Here is a 16,726-nt window from a genome sequence, read left to right as displayed (position 1 = left end):
ATCCATTCTCCCGGGCACCCTCGCGTGAGGGGTCAAGAACTGTCGCTTCAGCGCCGCGCAGGCGACAGAAACTGACCCCTCACGCGCCCAAGCGCAGGCCTACAGGTCGGCGCGCAGCCAGTGCGCGGCCTCGAGGGCCCAGTACGTCAGGATCGCGTCGGCACCGGCGCGACGGATGCCGAGCAGGCTCTCGAGCACGGCGCCGCGGCGGTCGATCCAGCCGTGGGCCGCGGCGGCTTCGACCATCGCGTACTCACCGGAGACCTGGTAGGCCCACACCGGCACGTCGACGGCGGCCCGCACGTCGGCGAGCACGTCGAGGTACGGCAGCGCCGGCTTGACCATCACGACGTCGGCGCCCTCGTCGACGTCGAGCAGCGCCTCGCGCACACCCTCCCGGCCGTTGCCGGGGTCGAGCTGGTACGAACGGCGGTCGCCCTTCAGCTGCGAGTCGACAGCCTCGCGGAACGGGCCGTAGAACGCCCCCGCGTACTTCGCGGAGTACGCCAACAGCGCGGTGTCGGTGAAGCCCTCGGCATCCAGCGCCTGACGCACCGCGCCGACCTGGCCGTCCATCATTCCGGACAGGCCCAGCATCGCCGACCCCGCACGGGCCTGCGCGACGCCCATCGCGGTGTAGCGCTCGAGGGTCGCGTCGTTGTCGACGGTGCCGTCGGCCGCCAGCACGCCGCAGTGCCCGTGGTCGGTGAACTCGTCGAGGCACAGGTCGGTCTGCACGACCAGGGCGTCGCCGACCTCGGACACGACGACCTCGGTCGCGACGTTCAGGATGCCGTTCGGGTCGTCGGCACCCGAGCCCACCGCATCGCGGCGCTCGGGCACACCGAAGAGCATCACGCCGCCGATGCGAGCGGCAGCCGCCTCGGCGACGGCGCGACGCAGCGAGTCGAGTGAGTGCTGCACGACGCCCGGCATCGAGGTCAGCGGTACCTGCGCGCTGATGCCCTCGCGGACGAACAGGGGCAGGACGAGCTGCGACGGCACGAGGTGCGTCTCGCGGGCGAGACGACGAAGGGCGGGGGTGCGGCGAAGACGCCGCGGACGGTACTCGGGAAAGCTCATGCGGGGGTCTCGGACTCCGGGGAGAGAGTGAAGCGGGCGACGGCCTCGATCAACGAGTCGACGGTCTGCCGTTCGGCCACGACGTCGACGGTGAGGCCCGCGCGCTTGGCATCCTTGGCGGTCCGCGGACCGATGGCGGCGATGACGGTGGATGCCGGAATGTCGGGGAATTGCTCGACCACCTGTTCGGCGACCGAACCGCTCGTGACGAGAATCGCGTTGATGCGTCCGGAGTGGACGTCGCCGGCGATCTTCTCGGTCACCGGGACACCGACCGTGCGGTATGCCACGACGCTGCGGACGTGGTGCCCGGCCTCGATGAGCAGGCGCGTGAGCACGGGCTTGGCGATCTCGCTGCGGAGCGTGAGGACACTGCGCGGCTCGGTCTCGAGGTCGATCATCTGCTCGGCCATGCCCTGCGCCGAGTTGTCGCGCTCGGGCACGAGGTCGACGCGGTACCCGACAGCCTGCATCGCGGCGGCGGTCGTCTCGCCGACGGCCGCGACCTTCGTCGTCGCGGGGATCACGGCACGGTAGGCGTAGAGCACATCGACGGTCGTGGCGCTCGTGAGGGTGAGCCAGTCGAAGGCGCCATCGGCGAGGTCGGCGAGCGCCTGCTCGAGCGTGGCCTGGTCGTTCGTGGGGGCGAAGTTGATCAGGGGCGCGATGACCGGCACGGCGCCGCGCTGACGGAGGCTCGCGGCGACGCCGTCGCCCCACGGGCCGCCGCGGGGCACGAGAACGCGCCGGCCGGCAAGCGGCTTGTCTGGGGTCGGCGTGTGCCGATGGCCTTCATTCATGTGGTCGACTCTCGTGGTACCAGGTCGGCCGCCCCACGTTCGAGCAACCGACGCGCGGCTTCTTGGCCCGCACGCGTCGCACGCGCAATGGGTCCCCCGTCGTCGGCAGCGTTCGCACCGTTGCCACTGCCAGTTTCCCCACCATACCCCGGCTCCACACGCACGGTCCGATCGATACCGATCCGATGCGAGCCGTCGAGCGCGTAGACGATGGCCCGGAGCCGCAGGTCGCCGTCGGTCAGGGCGGCGTGGGTGGCGACGGGCGCGTGGCATCCGGCATCCAGGACGGAGAGGATGGTCCGCTCGGCCGTGATCGCGACGCGGGTGTCGACGTCGTCGAGCGCCGCGAGGGCGGCGAAGATCTCGGGGTCGATGTCGGCGCGGGTCTCGATGGCGAGCGACCCCTGCCCCGGGGCGGTCGGCCACTCCGCCAGCCCGAGGTACTCGGCCTCGAGACCGCCGAGGTCCCCGCCGAGCCGCGAGATGCCCGCGGCGGCGAGGATGACGGCATCCAGGTCTCCGTCGCGGACGCGCGCGAGACGCGAGTCGACGTTCCCGCGGATGTCGTGGACGTCGACGCCCGGATTGTGACGGAGGACCTGCGCGATGCGGCGCGGCGATCCGGTGCCCACGCGCGCCCCGCCGGGAAGCTCCGACAGCGGCGTCCCGTCGCGGGTGACGACGACATCGCGGGCGTCCTCGCGCGACGGGGTCGCCGCGATGACGAGCCCGTCGGGCTGCAGCGTGGGCAGGTCTTTGAGGGAGTGCACGAGGAAATCGCAGCGGCCGGCGGCGAGCGCCTCGCGCAGACCGTTCGCGAACACCCCGCGCCCGCCGAGCTGCGACAGCGACGCACGGTTGACGTCGCCCTCGGACACGATCGGGACGAGCTCGACCGGACGACCGGATGCCACGGCCACCGCGTCGGCCACCATCTGCGACTGCGCCATCGCCAGCGCGCTGCGCCGCGTGCCCAGGCGCAGGGCGGCGCTCACTGGAGGATCTCGGGGATCTCGTCGAGGGTGACGCGTCGGCCCGTGTAGAAGGGCACCTCTTCGCGGACGTGCCGGCGGGCCTCGGTGTAGCGGAGGTCGCGCATCATGTCGACGAGGTCGGTGAGGTCGTCGGACTCCATCGGCAGCAGCCACTCGTAGTCGCCGAGCGCGAAGGATGCCACGGTGTTGGCGATCACGCCCTTGTACTCGGACCCCTTCTTTCCGTGCTCGATGAGCATCTCGCGCCGCTCGGCCTCCGGCAGCAGGTACCACTCGTAGCTGCGGACGAACGGGTACAGGCAGAGCCAGTCCTTCGCGTCGATGCCGCGGAGGAAGCCGGGGACGTGCGAGCGGTTGAACTCGGCGTCGCGGTGCACGCCCATCGCGTTCCACGTCGGCAGCAGGTTCTTCAGCAGCTCGGTGCGGCGCAGGCGCCGCAGGTCGCGCTGCAGAGCCTGGGGGTCTTCGCCGTAGAGCCACACCATGAGGTCGGCGTCGGCCCGCAACCCGCTGACGTCGTAGAACCCGCGGATCGTGACGCCGTCCGCCTCGACCAGGTCGACGAGGTCCGCGAGCTCGGTCGCGTCGACCTCTGTCACGGGATTCTCGGGGTCGCGGCGGAGGACCGCCCACAGGGTGTAAACGGAGGAGGAGTCGTCGTGGGCCATGCGTCAAGTCTCGCCCTCCCGGCGCGGCGGTCCAAACCCGTTGACTCGCCGGTGAATCACCGGCGGCCGGCCAGGACCCCCGTGCGTTGGTACTGTGCGTCGACGGCATCGGGGGATGCCGTCCGGAAGGGCGTGGCCCATGTGGCTCTACCAACTCCCCATGTCGGTGGGGATGCCGCTGTTCATCGTGATCGTCGTGGGCGGATCCTGCGGCATCCTGCTCGTGCTGCGCCGCTGGGTGCGGCGCGTCGGCGGCCAGGGCGAGGAGTGGGACCGCGTCCTCAGCTACGCCGTCGGCGCCTACGGCGTCTTCTACGGCGTGACCCTCGCCCTCATCGCCGCGGCCGCGTACGGCAACTTCACCGAGGTCGACGGCATCGTGCTGGACGAGTCGTCGTCGCTGGCATCCCTGTATCGGACAGCCGCGATCCTGCCGGAGCCGCAGTCCACCGAGCTGCAGCAGCAGATCATCGCGTACACGCGCAACGTCATCGATGTGGACTGGCCGATGCAGGCGCGTCTGGAGATCCCGGTCGAGACGGATGCCAACATCACGGCGATGCAGCAGGCCATCGCCGAGGTGAAGCCGACGACGTCGGCGGAGGTCCTGTACCTCGAGCAGTCGCTGAACCAGTTCCAGCTGCTGGTGGAGAATCGGCGCGAGCGCATCGCCCTGACCCACCTGGCGCTGCCGAACGTCCTCTGGATCGTCCTGAGCGTCGGGGCCTTTCTGAACGCCGTGCTCATCGGGCTCATCGAGGTCCGCAACCTCCGCGTCCACCTGCTGATGGCGGGCATGCTCGCGCTCTTCGTCGCGCTCCTGCTCTACGCGATCGCCGGCTTCGACCACGCCTACGCGGGACCGATCGCCGTGACGCCCGAGTACTTCCAGGACCTCCTCGACGGCCTCTTCGCCGACGAGCCCTGACCTCGACGAGCCGGGCGGGCGCACGAACGCCCACGTTCGCGCGGAACGTGGGCGTTCGAGGAAGCGGGTGAGGCGGGGCGTCAGCGGGCGTAAGCGCGGACCACGGCCCAGACCGACAGCCCGACCGCCGCAGCCACACCGGCGATCACCGCGGCCGCGGCTCCGGGGTTTCGACGGGCGGACTCGCGCGCCTCGGCGACGCGCACGTCGACAGCCTCGCTCACCCGGCGAGGGATGTTCGCCTTGACCTCGATCGCGGCCAGGGCCGCCTTGAGTTCGGAGCGCGCCTGCTCGACGGGGTCGGCGATGCCCAGGGGCACAGCCGTCTTCGGCACGGGAACGGGACGATCAATACTCATCGCCGGCCTCCTTCACGATGCGGACGTCCTGGGCGATGGCCTGACCCGGGTTCTCGCGGGTGGACAGCTTCTTGAAGCGCAGGTAGCCGAGCAGGGCCAGGATCGCGGTGATCACGATCATGACTCCGAAGACGACGAGCGCCGACAGCCAGACGGGCCACCACGACGACAACCCCGCGATCACGAACGCGAAGAAGACGGGCACCGCCCAGAAGACGACGATCAGCGCGCCGACGAACCATCCCGCGCCGATACCGGCGTCCTTGGCCGTTCGCTGCGCCCACGCCTTCGCGCCGTTGATCTCGGCGACCACGAGGTTGCGGACGAGCTCGGGGATGTCACCGATGAGGGTGAACAGGCTGTCGTCGGCGCGGTCACGAAAACCTCGGGGAGTCGTCATGCGTCAGCTCTCCGACGACGTGGAGCTGCTCTTATTCGCCTGTGCACGCGAGGTGGCGGCCTTCTCGGCGGCCTTGGCGTCGTCGACGGAGTCCTCGACCGCGTCGGCGACCTCGTGAGCCGAAGCCTTCGCGGCACGGCCCGCGCGCTCGGCACGCTCGGAAACGGTGCCCGACTGCGACGCAGCGCCGGTGACCGACTTCGCGCCCTTCCAGACGACGCCGGGCACGGACTTGAGAGCGGAGACCCCGAGGGCCTTCACCTTCTCGACCTGCCCCTGGACGACGGGCTGGTCCCAGACCTTCTCGGCCTGCACCTTGATCTGCTCGTAACGGTCGCGGCCCGCGCGTGCACCGAGCACGTAGCCCGCCACGAGTCCGACGACGAGTGCTGCTTTGCCCCTCATGGGGTCTCCTCACGCTCGATCAGTGCTGTTCGGGTCTCACGATAGCGATGTATTCCCGTCCCGGCATCCGCCCTTGACATCGTCGGGCCGGGCACCGACGATCGGCGCCGTACGGCTCAGCGACGCCGCCACAGGGTAGCGCTGCGCACCCGATCGGCTTCGTCGCGGGCGTCGGGAATCACCTGCGCGAGACCCGTTCCCGACAGCCACGCCCCCGTGGCCCCGAGGCCGGGGACGGTTCGCACCGCACCGCGCGCCGCGGCGGCCTGAGCCGCGCGACCGATCGCGGCGCCGGGCTGGGATTGCACGTACCGCACGCGGTGCGACGCGACCAGAGCGGACGGAGGCAGCGCGACCCCGAGGAGCGCCGCAGCCTCCGAAAGTGCGAGAGCGCCCGCGGCTTCGTCGTCGAGCGGCGCGGTGGCCGGCTCTTCCCCCTGCGCCCCGAACGACACGCGGACAACGTGGATGCCGGGGTCGGTGGCATCCCGCACCCAGTCCCACTTCGCGGTCGAATGCGTGAGGGCTTTCGCGACGTGGCTCCCGGGGACCGTGAGCACGCCCGTGCCGCGCGGCGCGGAGTCGAGCGCGGGGGCGTCCACGACGAGCGTCACGACCTCGACCACCGGCGAGACCGGTTCCGCCCGGTCCAGGCCGGCGACCACCGGGGCCAGCAGTTCGCGCGCGGCACCTTCCGGGAGAGCCACGATCACCGCGTCCGCGCGGAGGGGTTCGCCGTCGGTGGCGACCTCCCAGCCGTCGTCGGTGCGCGTGAGCCCGCGGACCGGGGCGCCGGTGCGCACCTCGACGCCGAGGTCGGTGAGGCGGGCCACGAGCGCGTCGACGAGCCGCGACATGCCACCGAGGATGCCCTCGACGGCACCGCCGGGCGCCGGTGTGCGCGGCGCGGGGCCGTCGATCACCGGAACGTCGGACGCCGGGGCGTCGACCGGCGCGGCGGTCGCACGTGCCGCGCGCAGTTCCGCCACCGCGCCGCTCAGCGAGCCCGTACGCGTGAGCGCGGCGTTGAGGCCGGGGGCGGCGAGGTCGACGTCGATGTCCTCGGGTCGCGCCGAGTACACGCCGCTCGTGACCGGCGCCACGAGCCGGTCGAGCACGCGCGCACCCATCCGCGAGCGCACGAGCGTGCCCAGGCTGTGCTGGTGGCCGATCGTCAGCGGAGGGCGTACGCGGTCGAGGTACGCCCGCCACACGCCCGCCCAGCCGATCACTCGTCGCACGTCGGGAGCCCAGGGATTGTCCGGGATGCCGAGCACCCCGCCTTTCGGCAGCGGCGCCGCCCCGATCCCGGGGACTCCCGCGACCCATGCCCCGGCAGGGTTCGGTCGCACCACCTGGTCATCGAGCCCTAGCTCGGCCAGCAGAGCCCGGACGATGCCGCCGCGGGTCGCGAAGCTCTCGGCTCCCACGTCGAGCGTCAGCCCACCGACCTCGGCCGACCGGACGACGCCGCCGAACGCGTCGGACGCCTCCAGGACGGTGACCCGCATGCCGACCTTGGCGCACTCCAGGGCCGCGACGAGGCCGGAGATGCCGCCGCCCGCGACGACGACGTGGCTCTCGTGCGCGTGCTGGGCGAGACGCTCGAGCGGATCGCTCACTCCGCCTCCCCGTGCGCGCGGGCGACGATGCGGGTCAGCACCGTCGGGTCGGTGTCGGGCGGCACGCCGTGCCCGAGGTTGAGCACGTGGGCGCGCGCGGCGCGGCCGCGGGCGAGGACGTCATCGACGTGCGCGGCGAGCACCGGCCACGGTGCGCCGAGGAACGCGGGATCGATGTTGCCCTGCAGCGTGGTGTCGGGGCCGACGATCGCGGCCGCCTCGTCGAGCGGCATCCGCCAGTCCACGCCGACCGCGTCGGCGATTCCCCCGAGGCGCATGTCGGCGAGGAACGGCCCGGTTCCGACGCCGAAGTGGATGCGCGGCACCTCCACGCCCTCGAGCGCCGTCCGCGAGTGGGGCGCGACGAACTCGAGGAACGCCGCGCGCGACAGCGAACCGGCCCACGAATCGAACAGCTGCACGGCCTGCGCGCCCCCGTCGATCTGCGCGGAGAGGAACGCCCGCGACACCTCGGCCAGCCAGCCGGCGAGCCGATGCCAGGACTCGGGGTCGGCGTGCATCATGCCGCGGGCGCGGAGGTGCTCCTTGGACGGCCCGCCCTCGACGAGGTAGGCCGCGAGGGTGAACGGCGCCCCTGCGAAGCCGATGAGCGGCACGGCATCGTCGAGCTCGCCCGTGACGAGGCGGACGGCATCGCGGATGGGCTCGGCCGCGGCAGCGACGTCCGACGGGTCGATGGAGGTGACCCGCGTGACGTCGGCGGCGGTGCGCACCGGCTCGGCGAAGACGGGCCCGCGGCCCGGCTCGATCTCGACCGCGACGCCCGCCAGACGCAGCGGGACGACGATGTCGCTGAAGAAGATGGCGGCATCCACCCCGTGGCGGCGGATCGGCTGCAGCGTGATCTCCGCGGCGAGATCCGGGGTCAGGCACGCGTCGAGCATGCGGGTCCCGACGCGCAGCTCGCGGTACTCCGGCAGCGAGCGTCCGGCCTGCCGCATGAACCACACCGGCTGACGCTCGGGGCGGTCGCCGCGGAGGGCACGGAGCAGGGGCGCGTCGAGGGAGGCCATGGCATCCATCCTCCCATCCGGCTTCGGAGAGAGAGGGGGATGCCTCGACGTCGAGGAGCGATCAGGAATACCTCGCGGGGGCCGGGCGTAGAATCTCTACGTGCTGCTCTGTGTGAGCGCGAGTCACAAGACCGCGTCCTTCGATCTCCTCGAGCGGCTCAGCGTACCCACCACCCCCGTCGCCCCCCTGATCGCCGCGCACGACGAGTGCGTGCAGGGAGCGGTCGTCGTGGCCACCTGCAACCGCTTCGAGGCCTACGTCGACATGGACGAGCCCGTCACGGCCGCCGTCGCGGTAGGTGTGGAGGCCACGCTGAGCGCCATCGAGGCGGCGACCGGCGTGCCCGCGAGCGAGCTCGACGGCTCCTACACCGTGCTCGGCGGCGGCGATGTCGCCGAACACCTGTTCTCGGTGGCGTCCGGTCTCGAATCCGTCGTCGTCGGCGAGGGCGAGATCGCCGGGCAGGTGCGTCGCGCGCTCAGCGAATCGCGGCAGCTCGGCACGACGTCCGGAGAACTCGAGCGCTTGTTCCAGCGCGCGTCGGAAGCGCAGCGCGGCGTGAAGAACGCCACCGCGATCGGCCGCGCCGGCCGCTCCCTCGTGCGCCTCGGCCTCGAGCTCGCCGACAGCCGCATCGCCGACTGGTCGACGCAGCGCGTGCTGCTGGTCGGCACGGGAGCGTATGCGGCCGCGACCGTCGCGGCGCTTCGCGATCAAGGCGCCGAAGACATCTCGGTGCACTCTCCCTCGGGCCGCGCCGCGAAGTTCGCCGCCAAGCACGGGCTGCGCGCCGTCTCGGCCGAGACCTTCCCCTCCGCGGTCGCCCACGCCGACCTCGTCATCACGTGCACGACGAGCGAGAAGCACGTCGTCAGCGCCGCGACCTTCGCCGCCGGCCGCACCGCCGCGGAGGCCGCGGGTCCGGCATCGGCGGGGTGCCCCGTCGACCACTCCAGCCGACGCCTCGTCATCGACCTCGGCCTCCCCCGCAACGTCGACCCCGACGTCGCGACGGTGCCCGGCGTCGACCTCCTCGACCTCGAGACCATTCGCCTCCACGCCCCGCTCGAAGAGCTCCAGGCGACGGATGCCGCGCGCGACCTCGTCCGCGACGCCGCCCGCCGCTTCGCCTCGGTGGGAGAGCGCAAGAACATCACCCCCGCGGTCGTCGCCCTGCGCGCCCACGTCTTCGGCGTGCTCGACGCCGAGGTCGCCCGCGTGCGCGCCCGCGGCGACGAGGGCGGCCAGACCGAACAGGCGCTGCGGCACCTCGTCGGCGTGCTGCTGCACACTCCCACGACCCGTGCCCACGAGCTCGCCGAGTCCGGCCGCGGCGACGACTACGTCTCGGCGCTGTCCGCACTGTTCGGCATCGACGTCGCCGAGGCCCCGGCTCCGGCCTCGCGCGTCGCCGACGCCGGCTGACTCGGCGGCTTCCCGGCCGACGCGGCGGTTTCCCGCGCCGAGGCTGACCCCGTGCGAGCGGAGGGGATTCGGCGAGCGGAGGACCGACACTCCGGCATCCGTCCTCCCTCCGCCGACTCTCCTTGCTCCGCCACGCCCGCGCCGCGGGAGAATGAGCAGATGAGCCTGCACATCACCGACGACCCGGCCGCCGACGACCTGCTCTCGACGAATCCCCTGGCCCTGCTGATCGGCATGCTGCTCGACCAGCAGGTGGCGATGGAAACGGCGTTCGCGGGACCGCTCAAGATCCACCAGCGGATCGGAGCGATGGATGCCACGACCCTCGCGCACGCAGATCCCGAGGCGTTCGCGGCGGCGTTCTCGCAGCCGCCCGCGGTGCACCGCTTCCCCGGGTCCATGGCCGCGCGCGTGCAGTCGTTGTGCACGGCGATCGAGGCCGACTGGGGTGGGGATGCCGTGGAGCTGTGGACGCGCGACGACCCCGACGGCGCGACAGTGCTGAAGCGGCTGAAGGCGCTCCCCGGCTTCGGCGAGCAGAAGGCCAAGATCTTCCTTGCGCTGCTGGGCAAGCAGTACGGCTACGACGGCACGGGCTGGCGCGAAGCGTCGGCACCGTACGGAGAGGCGGGAGCGTTCCGATCGGTCGCCGACATCACCAGCCCGGAGTCGCTGGTCAAGGTGCGTGAGCACAAGAAAGCCGCGAAAGCAGCGGCCAAAGCGGGCGACTGACCCCTTCTACACCATGTGAGAGAAAAAGGAGAGTTCTCTCATCTTCGTTCCGGGGCCCTGCACCCCTGGCTAGTGTCGAGGAGTTCGTTGCACGTTTATTCGCGATCGAAGGGTGGGCTCTCGTGAAGTTCGCAATGGGTTCCGACACTCTGGGTGTGCTGGGTAAGGCCACCTCGGGTTCGAGTGATGAGCTGTCGCTGCTGGTCCGCCAGCTGCTGGAGGCGGCAGAGCCGCTTGAAGGACAGTTCCAGGGCGCGGGTCGTGCCGCGTTCGACCGCTTCAAGTCGCGCACCGACGCGATCTCCGCCGAATTGAAGCTCGCCCTCGACGGCGTGCTCGGCGGCATCTCGGGCATGGACCGCTCCTTCCAGGAGGGCGAGTCGTCCATGGTCGACCAGACCACGAGCCTCGAAGCCGGATCGTCGTTCGACGCCGCGCGCTTCGGTAGCCGCTGAGAATCGGAAGGACTGACTCATGGTGAACCAGGGAGACCGTCGCGATTACTCGATCGCGGCCTCGCAGAACGCACAGGACAACTTCAACCGCGTCGCGGCGCAGCTCGAGTCGCTGATCGACCAGCGCGACCGCGACGTGCAGGCCGCGATGGCCGACTACTCCGCCGACGGTGTGTCCGAGGACTACCGCGGCAAGGAGCTCCGCTGGAAGAACGCCGCCGCCGAGGTGCGCGGCATCATCCACACGCTCCGTTCGTCGCTGGAGCGCAACGACGAGTCCGCCCAGACCGCGCTGAGCAAGGCTCGCGCGGCGGTGGAGTCGATCGGCTGACAATCGCTCTCGATGCCGGGTGCGCTCTGCACCCGGCATCGGTGGCGCCCGCGCGCGGGGTGAGCAGCGCGGGAGACCTGTGAAGTGAAGGGGGATCGGCGATGACCAGCTGGAGCATTCAGCCGTCAGGCGTCGTAGCCGTACTGCAAGATGTGAACGTGGATGCCGAAGCCCTCGGTACCGCGCTCAACTCGCTGAGTCCCGCCCTCGAAGGAGCGGTGACCGCGACGCAATCGGGCGCGATCTCGGAAGCCGTGCAGGCCTACTTCCAACAGGAGGAAGGCCCCCGCATCCAAGGGATGAGCGCCCGCATCGGTGCGGCGACGCAGGGCGTCGTCAGCGCCACCGAGGCCTACATCGCCGGAGACATGGAGATGGCGGCGAACGCTCAGACCGCGGCCGTCTCGGCGGTGTACCCGCCCTCTCTTCCGCACGGGGTGATGTGATGCCCGACGCCATCAAGCCCGATGCGATCCCGGGTGCCGATATCAACCCGGATGCCATCGAGGAGAATGCCCGCACGATCGGGACGATCTCGGGCCAGGTGTCCGAGCACGGCTCGAACGTGCACTTCAAGTGGCAGGGCATGTCCGGGGTGTACGAGGCACCCGAGTCACCGACGATGCTGGGGCTGATGGCTCCGGTGTCGTCGCAGGCGACGCAGGTCAGTGACAACCTCGCCGAGGTATCGGCCGCGCTGGTCGCGTTCGCTGCGGACGTGCGGCCGATCAAGGCGGAGTTGGATTCGCTGCGCACGCAGGCGCAGACGTTCGTGGATTCGATCCAGGGCGGCGTGCAGGTGCGCGAGATCAACCCGGCGTGGACGGCAGCGCAGTCGCCGTATGGCGGCGCCACGGCCGCGCCGACGTACCAGGGTTCGTGGGGGTCGTCGACATCGAGCGCGTCGAGCCCCGCGACGCCGGACAAGTACCGCACGGTGACGAAGGAGTGGCACGAGTCGCAGGAGCACGTCGACCGCAACAACGAGCTGCTCGCCGCGGTCAACGCGCAGCAGATCAAGCTGTGGGAGGCGGAGCGTGCGTGCGCGAACCGCATTCGTGCGCTGTACGGTGCGCAGCCGTTGCACGCCGCGACGAGCGAGAACGACGCGCTGGGCTACGGCATCTCCGAGATCCCCGAGGGCACCGAGATGCCCTGGGGCGCGGAGGTCGAACGTACCGAGGGCTGCGGCGAGGCGACGGCGAAGTTCGTCTTCAAGGACTTCCTCTGGGAGGGCGTGATCGTCGGCGGCGTGTGGGGTACCGTCACGGGCCTGGGCACCCTCGTGCTCGGCTACAACCCCGAGACCGGCGAGTTCTTCTCCGGCGACGCGTACGGAGCGGCCTGGGGAAACCTGGGGCTCATCGGGTTCTCCGGTCTGGCGAACTCGCCGCTGCTGGGGCCCCTCTTCTGGTCGGATAGCCTGGCCGAAGCGACCGGTATCGGCGGGTTCCTCCCGCAAGAGGTCCGCGACTTCAAGGCGCAGGCCGACGAAGCGGCCCTCAACACCGGCAGGGCTCTCATCGCGTGGGATAAATGGCAGGACGACCCGGGCACCGCCCTCGGCGAATCCGTCTTCAACGTGGGCACCGCCCTGATCCCTGTGGGCGGCGCGGCCGTCGCCGGCGTGAAGACCGCGTCGACCGCGGCATCCGTCGTGTCCAAGATGGCGAAGGTCGTCGACTTCGTCGACCCGGCGGCGCTCGCGATGAACGGCGCGATGCGCCTCGGTGGAGCCGGCATCAGCAGCCTCGACAGCATCATCGGTCGCCTGGGTTCGCACACCACTGATGGCTTCCACCTCAACACTCCCGACGTGCCTTTCGTCGCCGACGACGCGGCCGCTGGGCTGCGTGCGCTCGACGATGCGGGTGTCGACCTCGGTCAGGTCACCGCGCGCGTCGAGGACGGCGTCGCGGTGTACGAGTTCCCCCCGACGGATGCCATTCCCTCCGGCCGCATCGAGATGCCCGCGGGCTCCTTCGACGCCGTACGCGGCGGCGATGCTCCCGTGCGCACCGACGGCGGAGCGGATGCTGGAATCACGGCGCCCGTGCGCGAGCCCGAGCTGGTCTCGGCCGGCGGTGTGCGCGGGGAGACCGGCCCCGGTGCCGTGAACTCCATCGTCGAGGATGCCCCCGTCCGCACGGAGACCGGCGGCGCGGGTGAGTCGACGGTCGTGCGCGAGCCCTCGACCGACACCGGCGGTGGCAGCGGCCAGGCCGGCGGGCAGGGCGGTTCGGAGACCGGAAACGGCGGCGGCGTGGGCCGCGGCGGCGACGACGCGAGCGGCGGCGGGCGCGGCGACGACGCGAACGCGGGCCGCGGCGGTGACGACGCCGATACGGGTCGGGGCGATGACGGCGCGGATACGGTCCGTGGCGATGACAGCACTGGATCCGGCAACGCAGATGAGGGCGCGGGCCACGACGGCATCGACGACGGTGACACCGGGTCGGGCCGTCTCGGTGACGACGTCGCGGGCGATCCGGAGAACGCCGGGGCCGTCCCGCCGAAGGATCCCGACGCCCCGGCCTGGCAGAGCGCGGAACAGGGCGATCTCTTCCTGTCCGCCCCCGAGAAGGTCGCGGTCGACGATTTCCTCGCCGACTCCCGAGCCGCGGAGCCCCGGATCACAGACGACCTCGTCCGTATCGTGGGCGACCAGCCGGGCGCCCGTCTCGAAGGGCTCGAGTTCCGCCTCAAGGGCGATGAGTCGATGTATCGCAAGGTGTCGGCCGACCTCGGGTACGGCGACCTTCCGGGCGTCCGAGGCGATGTGGACTCCGTCCTCGGCAACATGAAGGACTCGGTCCGCTACACCGTGATCGTGCCTACCGAGAGCTACGCTGCCGGCACGCGCACGGTCATCGACAGCCTCGCCTCGGACGGATACCAGCCGTACGGAACCTTCAAGAACACCTGGGGCGCTGACGGGTACCAAGGGATCAACAGCAACTGGGTCGATCCCGCCTCCGGCCGCGTCATCGAGGTGCAGTTCCACACCGAGGAGAGCTTCGCGGCGAAGATGCAGACGCACACGCTCTACGAGATGGAGCGTCTGCCCGGCAACACCCCCGAGACCTTGGCCGACCTCCGAGCGCAGCAGCAGGAGATCTTCTCGCAGATTCCGCGCCCCGCCGACGCTCCGTCGCTCGGTTGGCCGCGGGGCGTCGACATCGTCGACCCGTCCGCTGCGAAGACCGCTGTCGACGATGGCCTCGGTTCTCCGGCAGGAGCGCATCCGCACGACGGAACCGACCTCGCCGGCTCCCCGCGGCACGCAGACGATGGCGGGGGCACTCCGCGATCGGGCTCCGAGACGCAGTTCGCCCTCCCCGATCAGGACGTGCGACCGGCGGACGGCATCGACTCGGCGACCGGTCCGGTCGACCCGTCCGACACCCACCGTCTCCAGACCGATCCGGAATCGGATGTGCCGAACGGAGTCGCGGATGGACACGCTCCCGCGCTCGTCGATGCCAATGGACGAGACCTCAGCACCGTCGTCGGCCGGAGCGACCTCGACGCCCAGCAACTCGACGAGTATCTCCGTGCCGAGCGCCCCAAGGATTACGCGACCTATGCGCAGACGGGCGTGTGGCCTGCAGACGTTCAGATCCCCCGCGGCCCCGAGGTACTCGCCCCCAACCACAAGGTCGACTGGAGCCAGGTCCCGCACGACGGATTCGCGACGCGCACGGGGAGCGACGGTGGGGTTATCGTCATCCGCGAGGACGGCCACCCGGCCGCCGGCACCCTCGTCGACCGCTACGGTCCCGGCGGTCGTTTCACCTCGCCGATCGGCGAGGATGGGCCGGCGGACTACGCGTCGCGGTCTCTCCCCTACGTGGAAGACCCCGCGCACTATCACCAGTACGAGGTCACCGGCGATCTGAGCGACATCCCTGCGGCGGTGCGCAACCACCCCGATGCGGAGTTGCGCCAGGAGATCGCCAACCTCATGAACGCGTACCAGCTGTCCTTCGAAGACCTGCGCGTGCAGGTGGGTCCGATCGCGCCGGGCTTCGGCCAGCGCGGCGGCGGGACGCAATACCTGTTCCCGCTCAGTACCGACATGATGGAGAGGCTCGGGTTGATCAAGGAGGTCCGTCAGTGACGTTGACACGCGAAGAGGTCCTCGACGCCATCCGCACCGAGGGTCTGACCGGATACCGCTGGTTCGAGGACGCGACGAACGAGACCGACGTCATCGCGATCCAGCGGACCTCGGACGGATGGGTCGTCTTCGCGACCGACGAGCGCGCGACCCCGATCGGACGCCGCGAGTTCTCGTCTGAAGAACCCTCCCTCGAGAACTTCCTCTCTCGCCTGCGCTCGCTCAACAGCGTGGCCGCCTGGCACGAGAAGAATCGCCAGAAGAAGGCTGCGGAACGCCAGGCGCAGTCCCCTGCGGACTCACCGCGGTACTTCGTGCGTGAGCTGCGGATCGACGGCGAGCTCGTGCCCGCTCGCCTCTTCCGCCGACGCACCGACTCGACCGGCACGGTCGACGAGTACCTCGTCGACGTCGACACGTGGGCTCCCGACACCCGGGGGGTGCTCGACCGCGCCATCCGCTTCTCACTCGACTCCGATCTGGAGGAGATCTCCGACGACGCGGCCCAGGACATCTTCGACATGGTGGCCAGCCGCACGTATGTCCCGCTTCGCCGCCGCTGAGGACGCATCCCACGGCATCCACTCCCCGATACATCAGCACCGGTCTGAACGTCACGAGGCGAGGCGCTGGCCGGCAACGGCCCCTATGTGATCCCGAAGAACGGGGACGCCGTCTTCACGCTGTCGAGCGCAGAACCCGTCGATGCGCAGATGGCTCGCCTCGCCGCAGCAAATTAACTCAAGAGGCGTGCGCTGATGCGGGAGAGCGGTTCGTCTACGACATGGCTGTATCGGATCGCCTGGCGTTTGGCCGCGATCGCGGCACGCCGACCGTTCCACCGGACCGAGTACATGGACTCCTCTTCGATGATCACGACGCCGGGATCAGCTCGTACGGGGAAGCAGTCCTCGAGTCCTTGCTCGAGCCGCCAGAGCACCCCGAACCGCATCAGGAGGAAACGATTCGCGTCCTCCTCCGTTTCGAGGATCGCCTCCTCCGTCCGGGCCCCGCGATTCTCGATGTCCACATGCCACGTGGAATCGGCAGATCGTCGCACCGCCAACGCGGTCTCGGGGTTCCACCACCCGCGTGTGGCGTCACCGGGACGCAGCGGGCTAGGGAATCCGGCCCGATGCGCCCACATGTCGAGGATCCCGTTATCGTCCATCGATCCATCATCTCCGCAGCCGCAGCGCGTCCTCGCCGTGGTTCGACCCACAGTGCGGTCCGTATCGGAGAGAAGATCGGGTACGGACGAAGCGCAGGGCCGCCGCGAGTTCGCGGAAGAAGGTTCGGCGCGAGAGAACTTCCTGTCGCGGCTTCGCTCGAGCAACAGAGTCCGGACGTGGCACGAGGAGATCCGCC

Annotated in this window: 18 protein-coding genes; 8 read left to right on the top strand and 10 right to left on the bottom strand. The window is 70.6% G+C overall.

What is annotated here, in order from left to right; translation table 11 throughout:
- Nucleotides 1–99: 99 nt before the first annotated feature.
- Genes hemB through hemQ form a run of 4 tightly spaced genes read right to left on the bottom strand, consistent with a single transcriptional unit; the run spans nt 100 to nt 3,546 of the window.
- The gene (gene hemB, locus D8Y23_RS08400) at nt 100–1,083 is read right to left on the bottom strand and encodes a porphobilinogen synthase (protein ID WP_128217704.1); all 984 of its coding nucleotides are present in this window, start codon (nt 1,081–1,083) and stop codon (nt 100–102) included.
- The gene (locus D8Y23_RS08395) at nt 1,080–1,883 is read right to left on the bottom strand and encodes a uroporphyrinogen-III synthase (RefSeq protein WP_128217703.1); all 804 of its coding nucleotides are present in this window, start codon (nt 1,881–1,883) and stop codon (nt 1,080–1,082) included. The genes hemB and D8Y23_RS08395 overlap by 4 nt, the downstream gene beginning before the upstream one ends.
- Entirely contained in the window at nt 1,880–2,878 is a 999-nt protein-coding gene (hemC, locus tag D8Y23_RS08390; protein WP_128217702.1) for a hydroxymethylbilane synthase, read from the bottom strand. The genes D8Y23_RS08395 and hemC overlap by 4 nt, the downstream gene beginning before the upstream one ends.
- Nucleotides 2,875–3,546 (bottom strand): hydrogen peroxide-dependent heme synthase, encoded by a 672-nt coding sequence (hemQ, locus tag D8Y23_RS08385; protein ID WP_128217701.1) that lies wholly within the window; start codon nt 3,544–3,546, stop codon nt 2,875–2,877. Before hemQ ends, hemC begins: the two co-directional genes overlap by 4 nt.
- Nucleotides 3,547–3,685: 139 nt before the next feature.
- Here hemQ and D8Y23_RS08380 point away from each other — a divergent pair, with 139 nt between their 5' ends.
- Nucleotides 3,686–4,474 carry a DUF4239 domain-containing protein gene (locus tag D8Y23_RS08380; protein ID WP_128217700.1) on the top strand — a complete coding sequence of 263 codons (789 nt, stop codon included), beginning with the start codon at nt 3,686–3,688 and terminating at the stop codon, nt 4,472–4,474.
- An 80-nt stretch (nt 4,475–4,554) separates the two neighbouring features.
- Here the strand turns inward: D8Y23_RS08380 and D8Y23_RS08375 are convergent, their stop codons facing one another.
- From D8Y23_RS08375 to hemE, 5 genes are all read right to left on the bottom strand, one after another.
- On the bottom strand, nt 4,555–4,833 hold the full coding sequence (locus D8Y23_RS08375; protein WP_128217699.1) for a hypothetical protein: 279 nt from the start codon (nt 4,831–4,833) through the stop codon (nt 4,555–4,557).
- Nucleotides 4,823–5,233 carry a phage holin family protein gene (locus D8Y23_RS08370; protein ID WP_128217698.1) on the bottom strand — a complete coding sequence of 137 codons (411 nt, stop codon included), beginning with the start codon at nt 5,231–5,233 and terminating at the stop codon, nt 4,823–4,825. The genes D8Y23_RS08375 and D8Y23_RS08370 overlap by 11 nt, the downstream gene beginning before the upstream one ends.
- Nucleotides 5,234–5,236: 3 nt before the next feature.
- Entirely contained in the window at nt 5,237–5,638 is a 402-nt protein-coding gene (locus D8Y23_RS08365) for a hypothetical protein (RefSeq protein WP_128217697.1), read from the bottom strand.
- 116 nt (nt 5,639–5,754) lie between these two features.
- Entirely contained in the window at nt 5,755–7,260 is a 1,506-nt protein-coding gene (gene hemG / locus D8Y23_RS08360) for a protoporphyrinogen oxidase (RefSeq protein ID WP_128217696.1), read from the bottom strand.
- Nucleotides 7,257–8,294: a uroporphyrinogen decarboxylase gene (gene hemE, locus D8Y23_RS08355; protein WP_128217695.1), complete on the bottom strand. Its 1,038-nt coding sequence runs from the start codon at nt 8,292–8,294 to the stop codon at nt 7,257–7,259. Before hemE ends, hemG begins: the two co-directional genes overlap by 4 nt.
- A gap of 100 nt (nt 8,295–8,394) precedes the next feature.
- Here hemE and D8Y23_RS08350 point away from each other — a divergent pair, with 100 nt between their 5' ends.
- From D8Y23_RS08350 to D8Y23_RS08320, 7 genes are all read left to right on the top strand, one after another.
- Nucleotides 8,395–9,720, top strand: a complete 1,326-nt coding sequence (locus tag D8Y23_RS08350) for a glutamyl-tRNA reductase (protein WP_128217694.1) — start codon at nt 8,395–8,397, stop codon at nt 9,718–9,720.
- Between the two features lie 159 nt (nt 9,721–9,879).
- Nucleotides 9,880–10,452, top strand: coding sequence for an HhH-GPD-type base excision DNA repair protein (locus tag D8Y23_RS08345; protein WP_128217693.1), 573 nt, complete (start codon nt 9,880–9,882; stop codon nt 10,450–10,452).
- Between the two features lie 134 nt (nt 10,453–10,586).
- Nucleotides 10,587–10,907, top strand: coding sequence for a hypothetical protein (locus tag D8Y23_RS08340; protein ID WP_231901847.1), 321 nt, complete (start codon nt 10,587–10,589; stop codon nt 10,905–10,907).
- Nucleotides 10,908–10,926: 19 nt separating this feature from the next.
- A complete protein-coding gene (locus tag D8Y23_RS08335; RefSeq protein ID WP_128217692.1) occupies nt 10,927–11,238 on the top strand; it encodes a pore-forming ESAT-6 family protein in 312 nt (103 codons plus the stop codon).
- Nucleotides 11,239–11,339: 101 nt separating this feature from the next.
- Nucleotides 11,340–11,684, top strand: coding sequence for a DUF6507 family protein (locus D8Y23_RS08330; protein ID WP_164878180.1), 345 nt, complete (start codon nt 11,340–11,342; stop codon nt 11,682–11,684).
- Nucleotides 11,684–15,358, top strand: coding sequence for a TNT domain-containing protein (locus D8Y23_RS08325; protein WP_128217690.1), 3,675 nt, complete (start codon nt 11,684–11,686; stop codon nt 15,356–15,358). Before D8Y23_RS08330 ends, D8Y23_RS08325 begins: the two co-directional genes overlap by 1 nt.
- Complete coding sequence (locus tag D8Y23_RS08320) at nt 15,355–15,921, top strand: hypothetical protein (RefSeq protein ID WP_128217689.1); 567 nt, start codon at nt 15,355–15,357, stop codon at nt 15,919–15,921. Before D8Y23_RS08325 ends, D8Y23_RS08320 begins: the two co-directional genes overlap by 4 nt.
- 173 nt (nt 15,922–16,094) lie before the next feature.
- Here D8Y23_RS08320 and D8Y23_RS08315 read toward each other — a convergent pair whose 3' ends face one another.
- The gene (locus D8Y23_RS08315; protein WP_128217688.1) at nt 16,095–16,529 is read right to left on the bottom strand and encodes a hypothetical protein; all 435 of its coding nucleotides are present in this window, start codon (nt 16,527–16,529) and stop codon (nt 16,095–16,097) included.
- Nucleotides 16,530–16,726 lie beyond the last annotated feature (197 nt).

It is taken from the genome of Microbacterium enclense (genome assembly GCF_004022425.1).
Lineage (GTDB): Bacteria > Actinomycetota > Actinomycetes > Actinomycetales > Microbacteriaceae > Microbacterium > Microbacterium enclense_A.
The sequence above is the reverse complement of the archived record's forward strand: the minus strand, read 5'-3'. Positions and strand labels throughout refer to the sequence as shown.

What these genes read in the sequence shown, in the direction of transcription:
- hemB (WP_128217704.1), bottom strand. Translation starts at nt 1,083, where the DNA reads ATGAGCTTTCCCGAGTACCGTCCGCGGCGTCTTCGCCGCACCCCCGCC.
- D8Y23_RS08395 (WP_128217703.1), bottom strand. Translation starts at nt 1,883, where the DNA reads ATGAATGAAGGCCATCGGCACACGCCGACCCCAGACAAGCCGCTTGCC.
- hemQ (WP_128217701.1), bottom strand. Translation starts at nt 3,546, where the DNA reads ATGGCCCACGACGACTCCTCCTCCGTTTACACCCTGTGGGCGGTCCTC.
- D8Y23_RS08380 (WP_128217700.1), top strand. Translation starts at nt 3,686, where the DNA reads ATGTGGCTCTACCAACTCCCCATGTCGGTGGGGATGCCGCTGTTCATC.
- D8Y23_RS08375 (WP_128217699.1), bottom strand. Translation starts at nt 4,833, where the DNA reads ATGAGTATTGATCGTCCCGTTCCCGTGCCGAAGACGGCTGTGCCCCTG.
- D8Y23_RS08370 (WP_128217698.1), bottom strand. Translation starts at nt 5,233, where the DNA reads ATGACGACTCCCCGAGGTTTTCGTGACCGCGCCGACGACAGCCTGTTC.
- D8Y23_RS08365 (WP_128217697.1), bottom strand. Translation starts at nt 5,638, where the DNA reads ATGAGGGGCAAAGCAGCACTCGTCGTCGGACTCGTGGCGGGCTACGTG.
- hemE (WP_128217695.1), bottom strand. Translation starts at nt 8,294, where the DNA reads ATGGCCTCCCTCGACGCGCCCCTGCTCCGTGCCCTCCGCGGCGACCGC.
- D8Y23_RS08345 (WP_128217693.1), top strand. Translation starts at nt 9,880, where the DNA reads ATGAGCCTGCACATCACCGACGACCCGGCCGCCGACGACCTGCTCTCG.
- D8Y23_RS08340 (WP_231901847.1), top strand. Translation starts at nt 10,587, where the DNA reads ATGGGTTCCGACACTCTGGGTGTGCTGGGTAAGGCCACCTCGGGTTCG.
- D8Y23_RS08335 (WP_128217692.1), top strand. Translation starts at nt 10,927, where the DNA reads ATGGTGAACCAGGGAGACCGTCGCGATTACTCGATCGCGGCCTCGCAG.
- D8Y23_RS08330 (WP_164878180.1), top strand. Translation starts at nt 11,340, where the DNA reads ATGACCAGCTGGAGCATTCAGCCGTCAGGCGTCGTAGCCGTACTGCAA.
- D8Y23_RS08325 (WP_128217690.1), top strand. Translation starts at nt 11,684, where the DNA reads ATGCCCGACGCCATCAAGCCCGATGCGATCCCGGGTGCCGATATCAAC.
- D8Y23_RS08315 (WP_128217688.1), bottom strand. Translation starts at nt 16,529, where the DNA reads ATGGACGATAACGGGATCCTCGACATGTGGGCGCATCGGGCCGGATTC.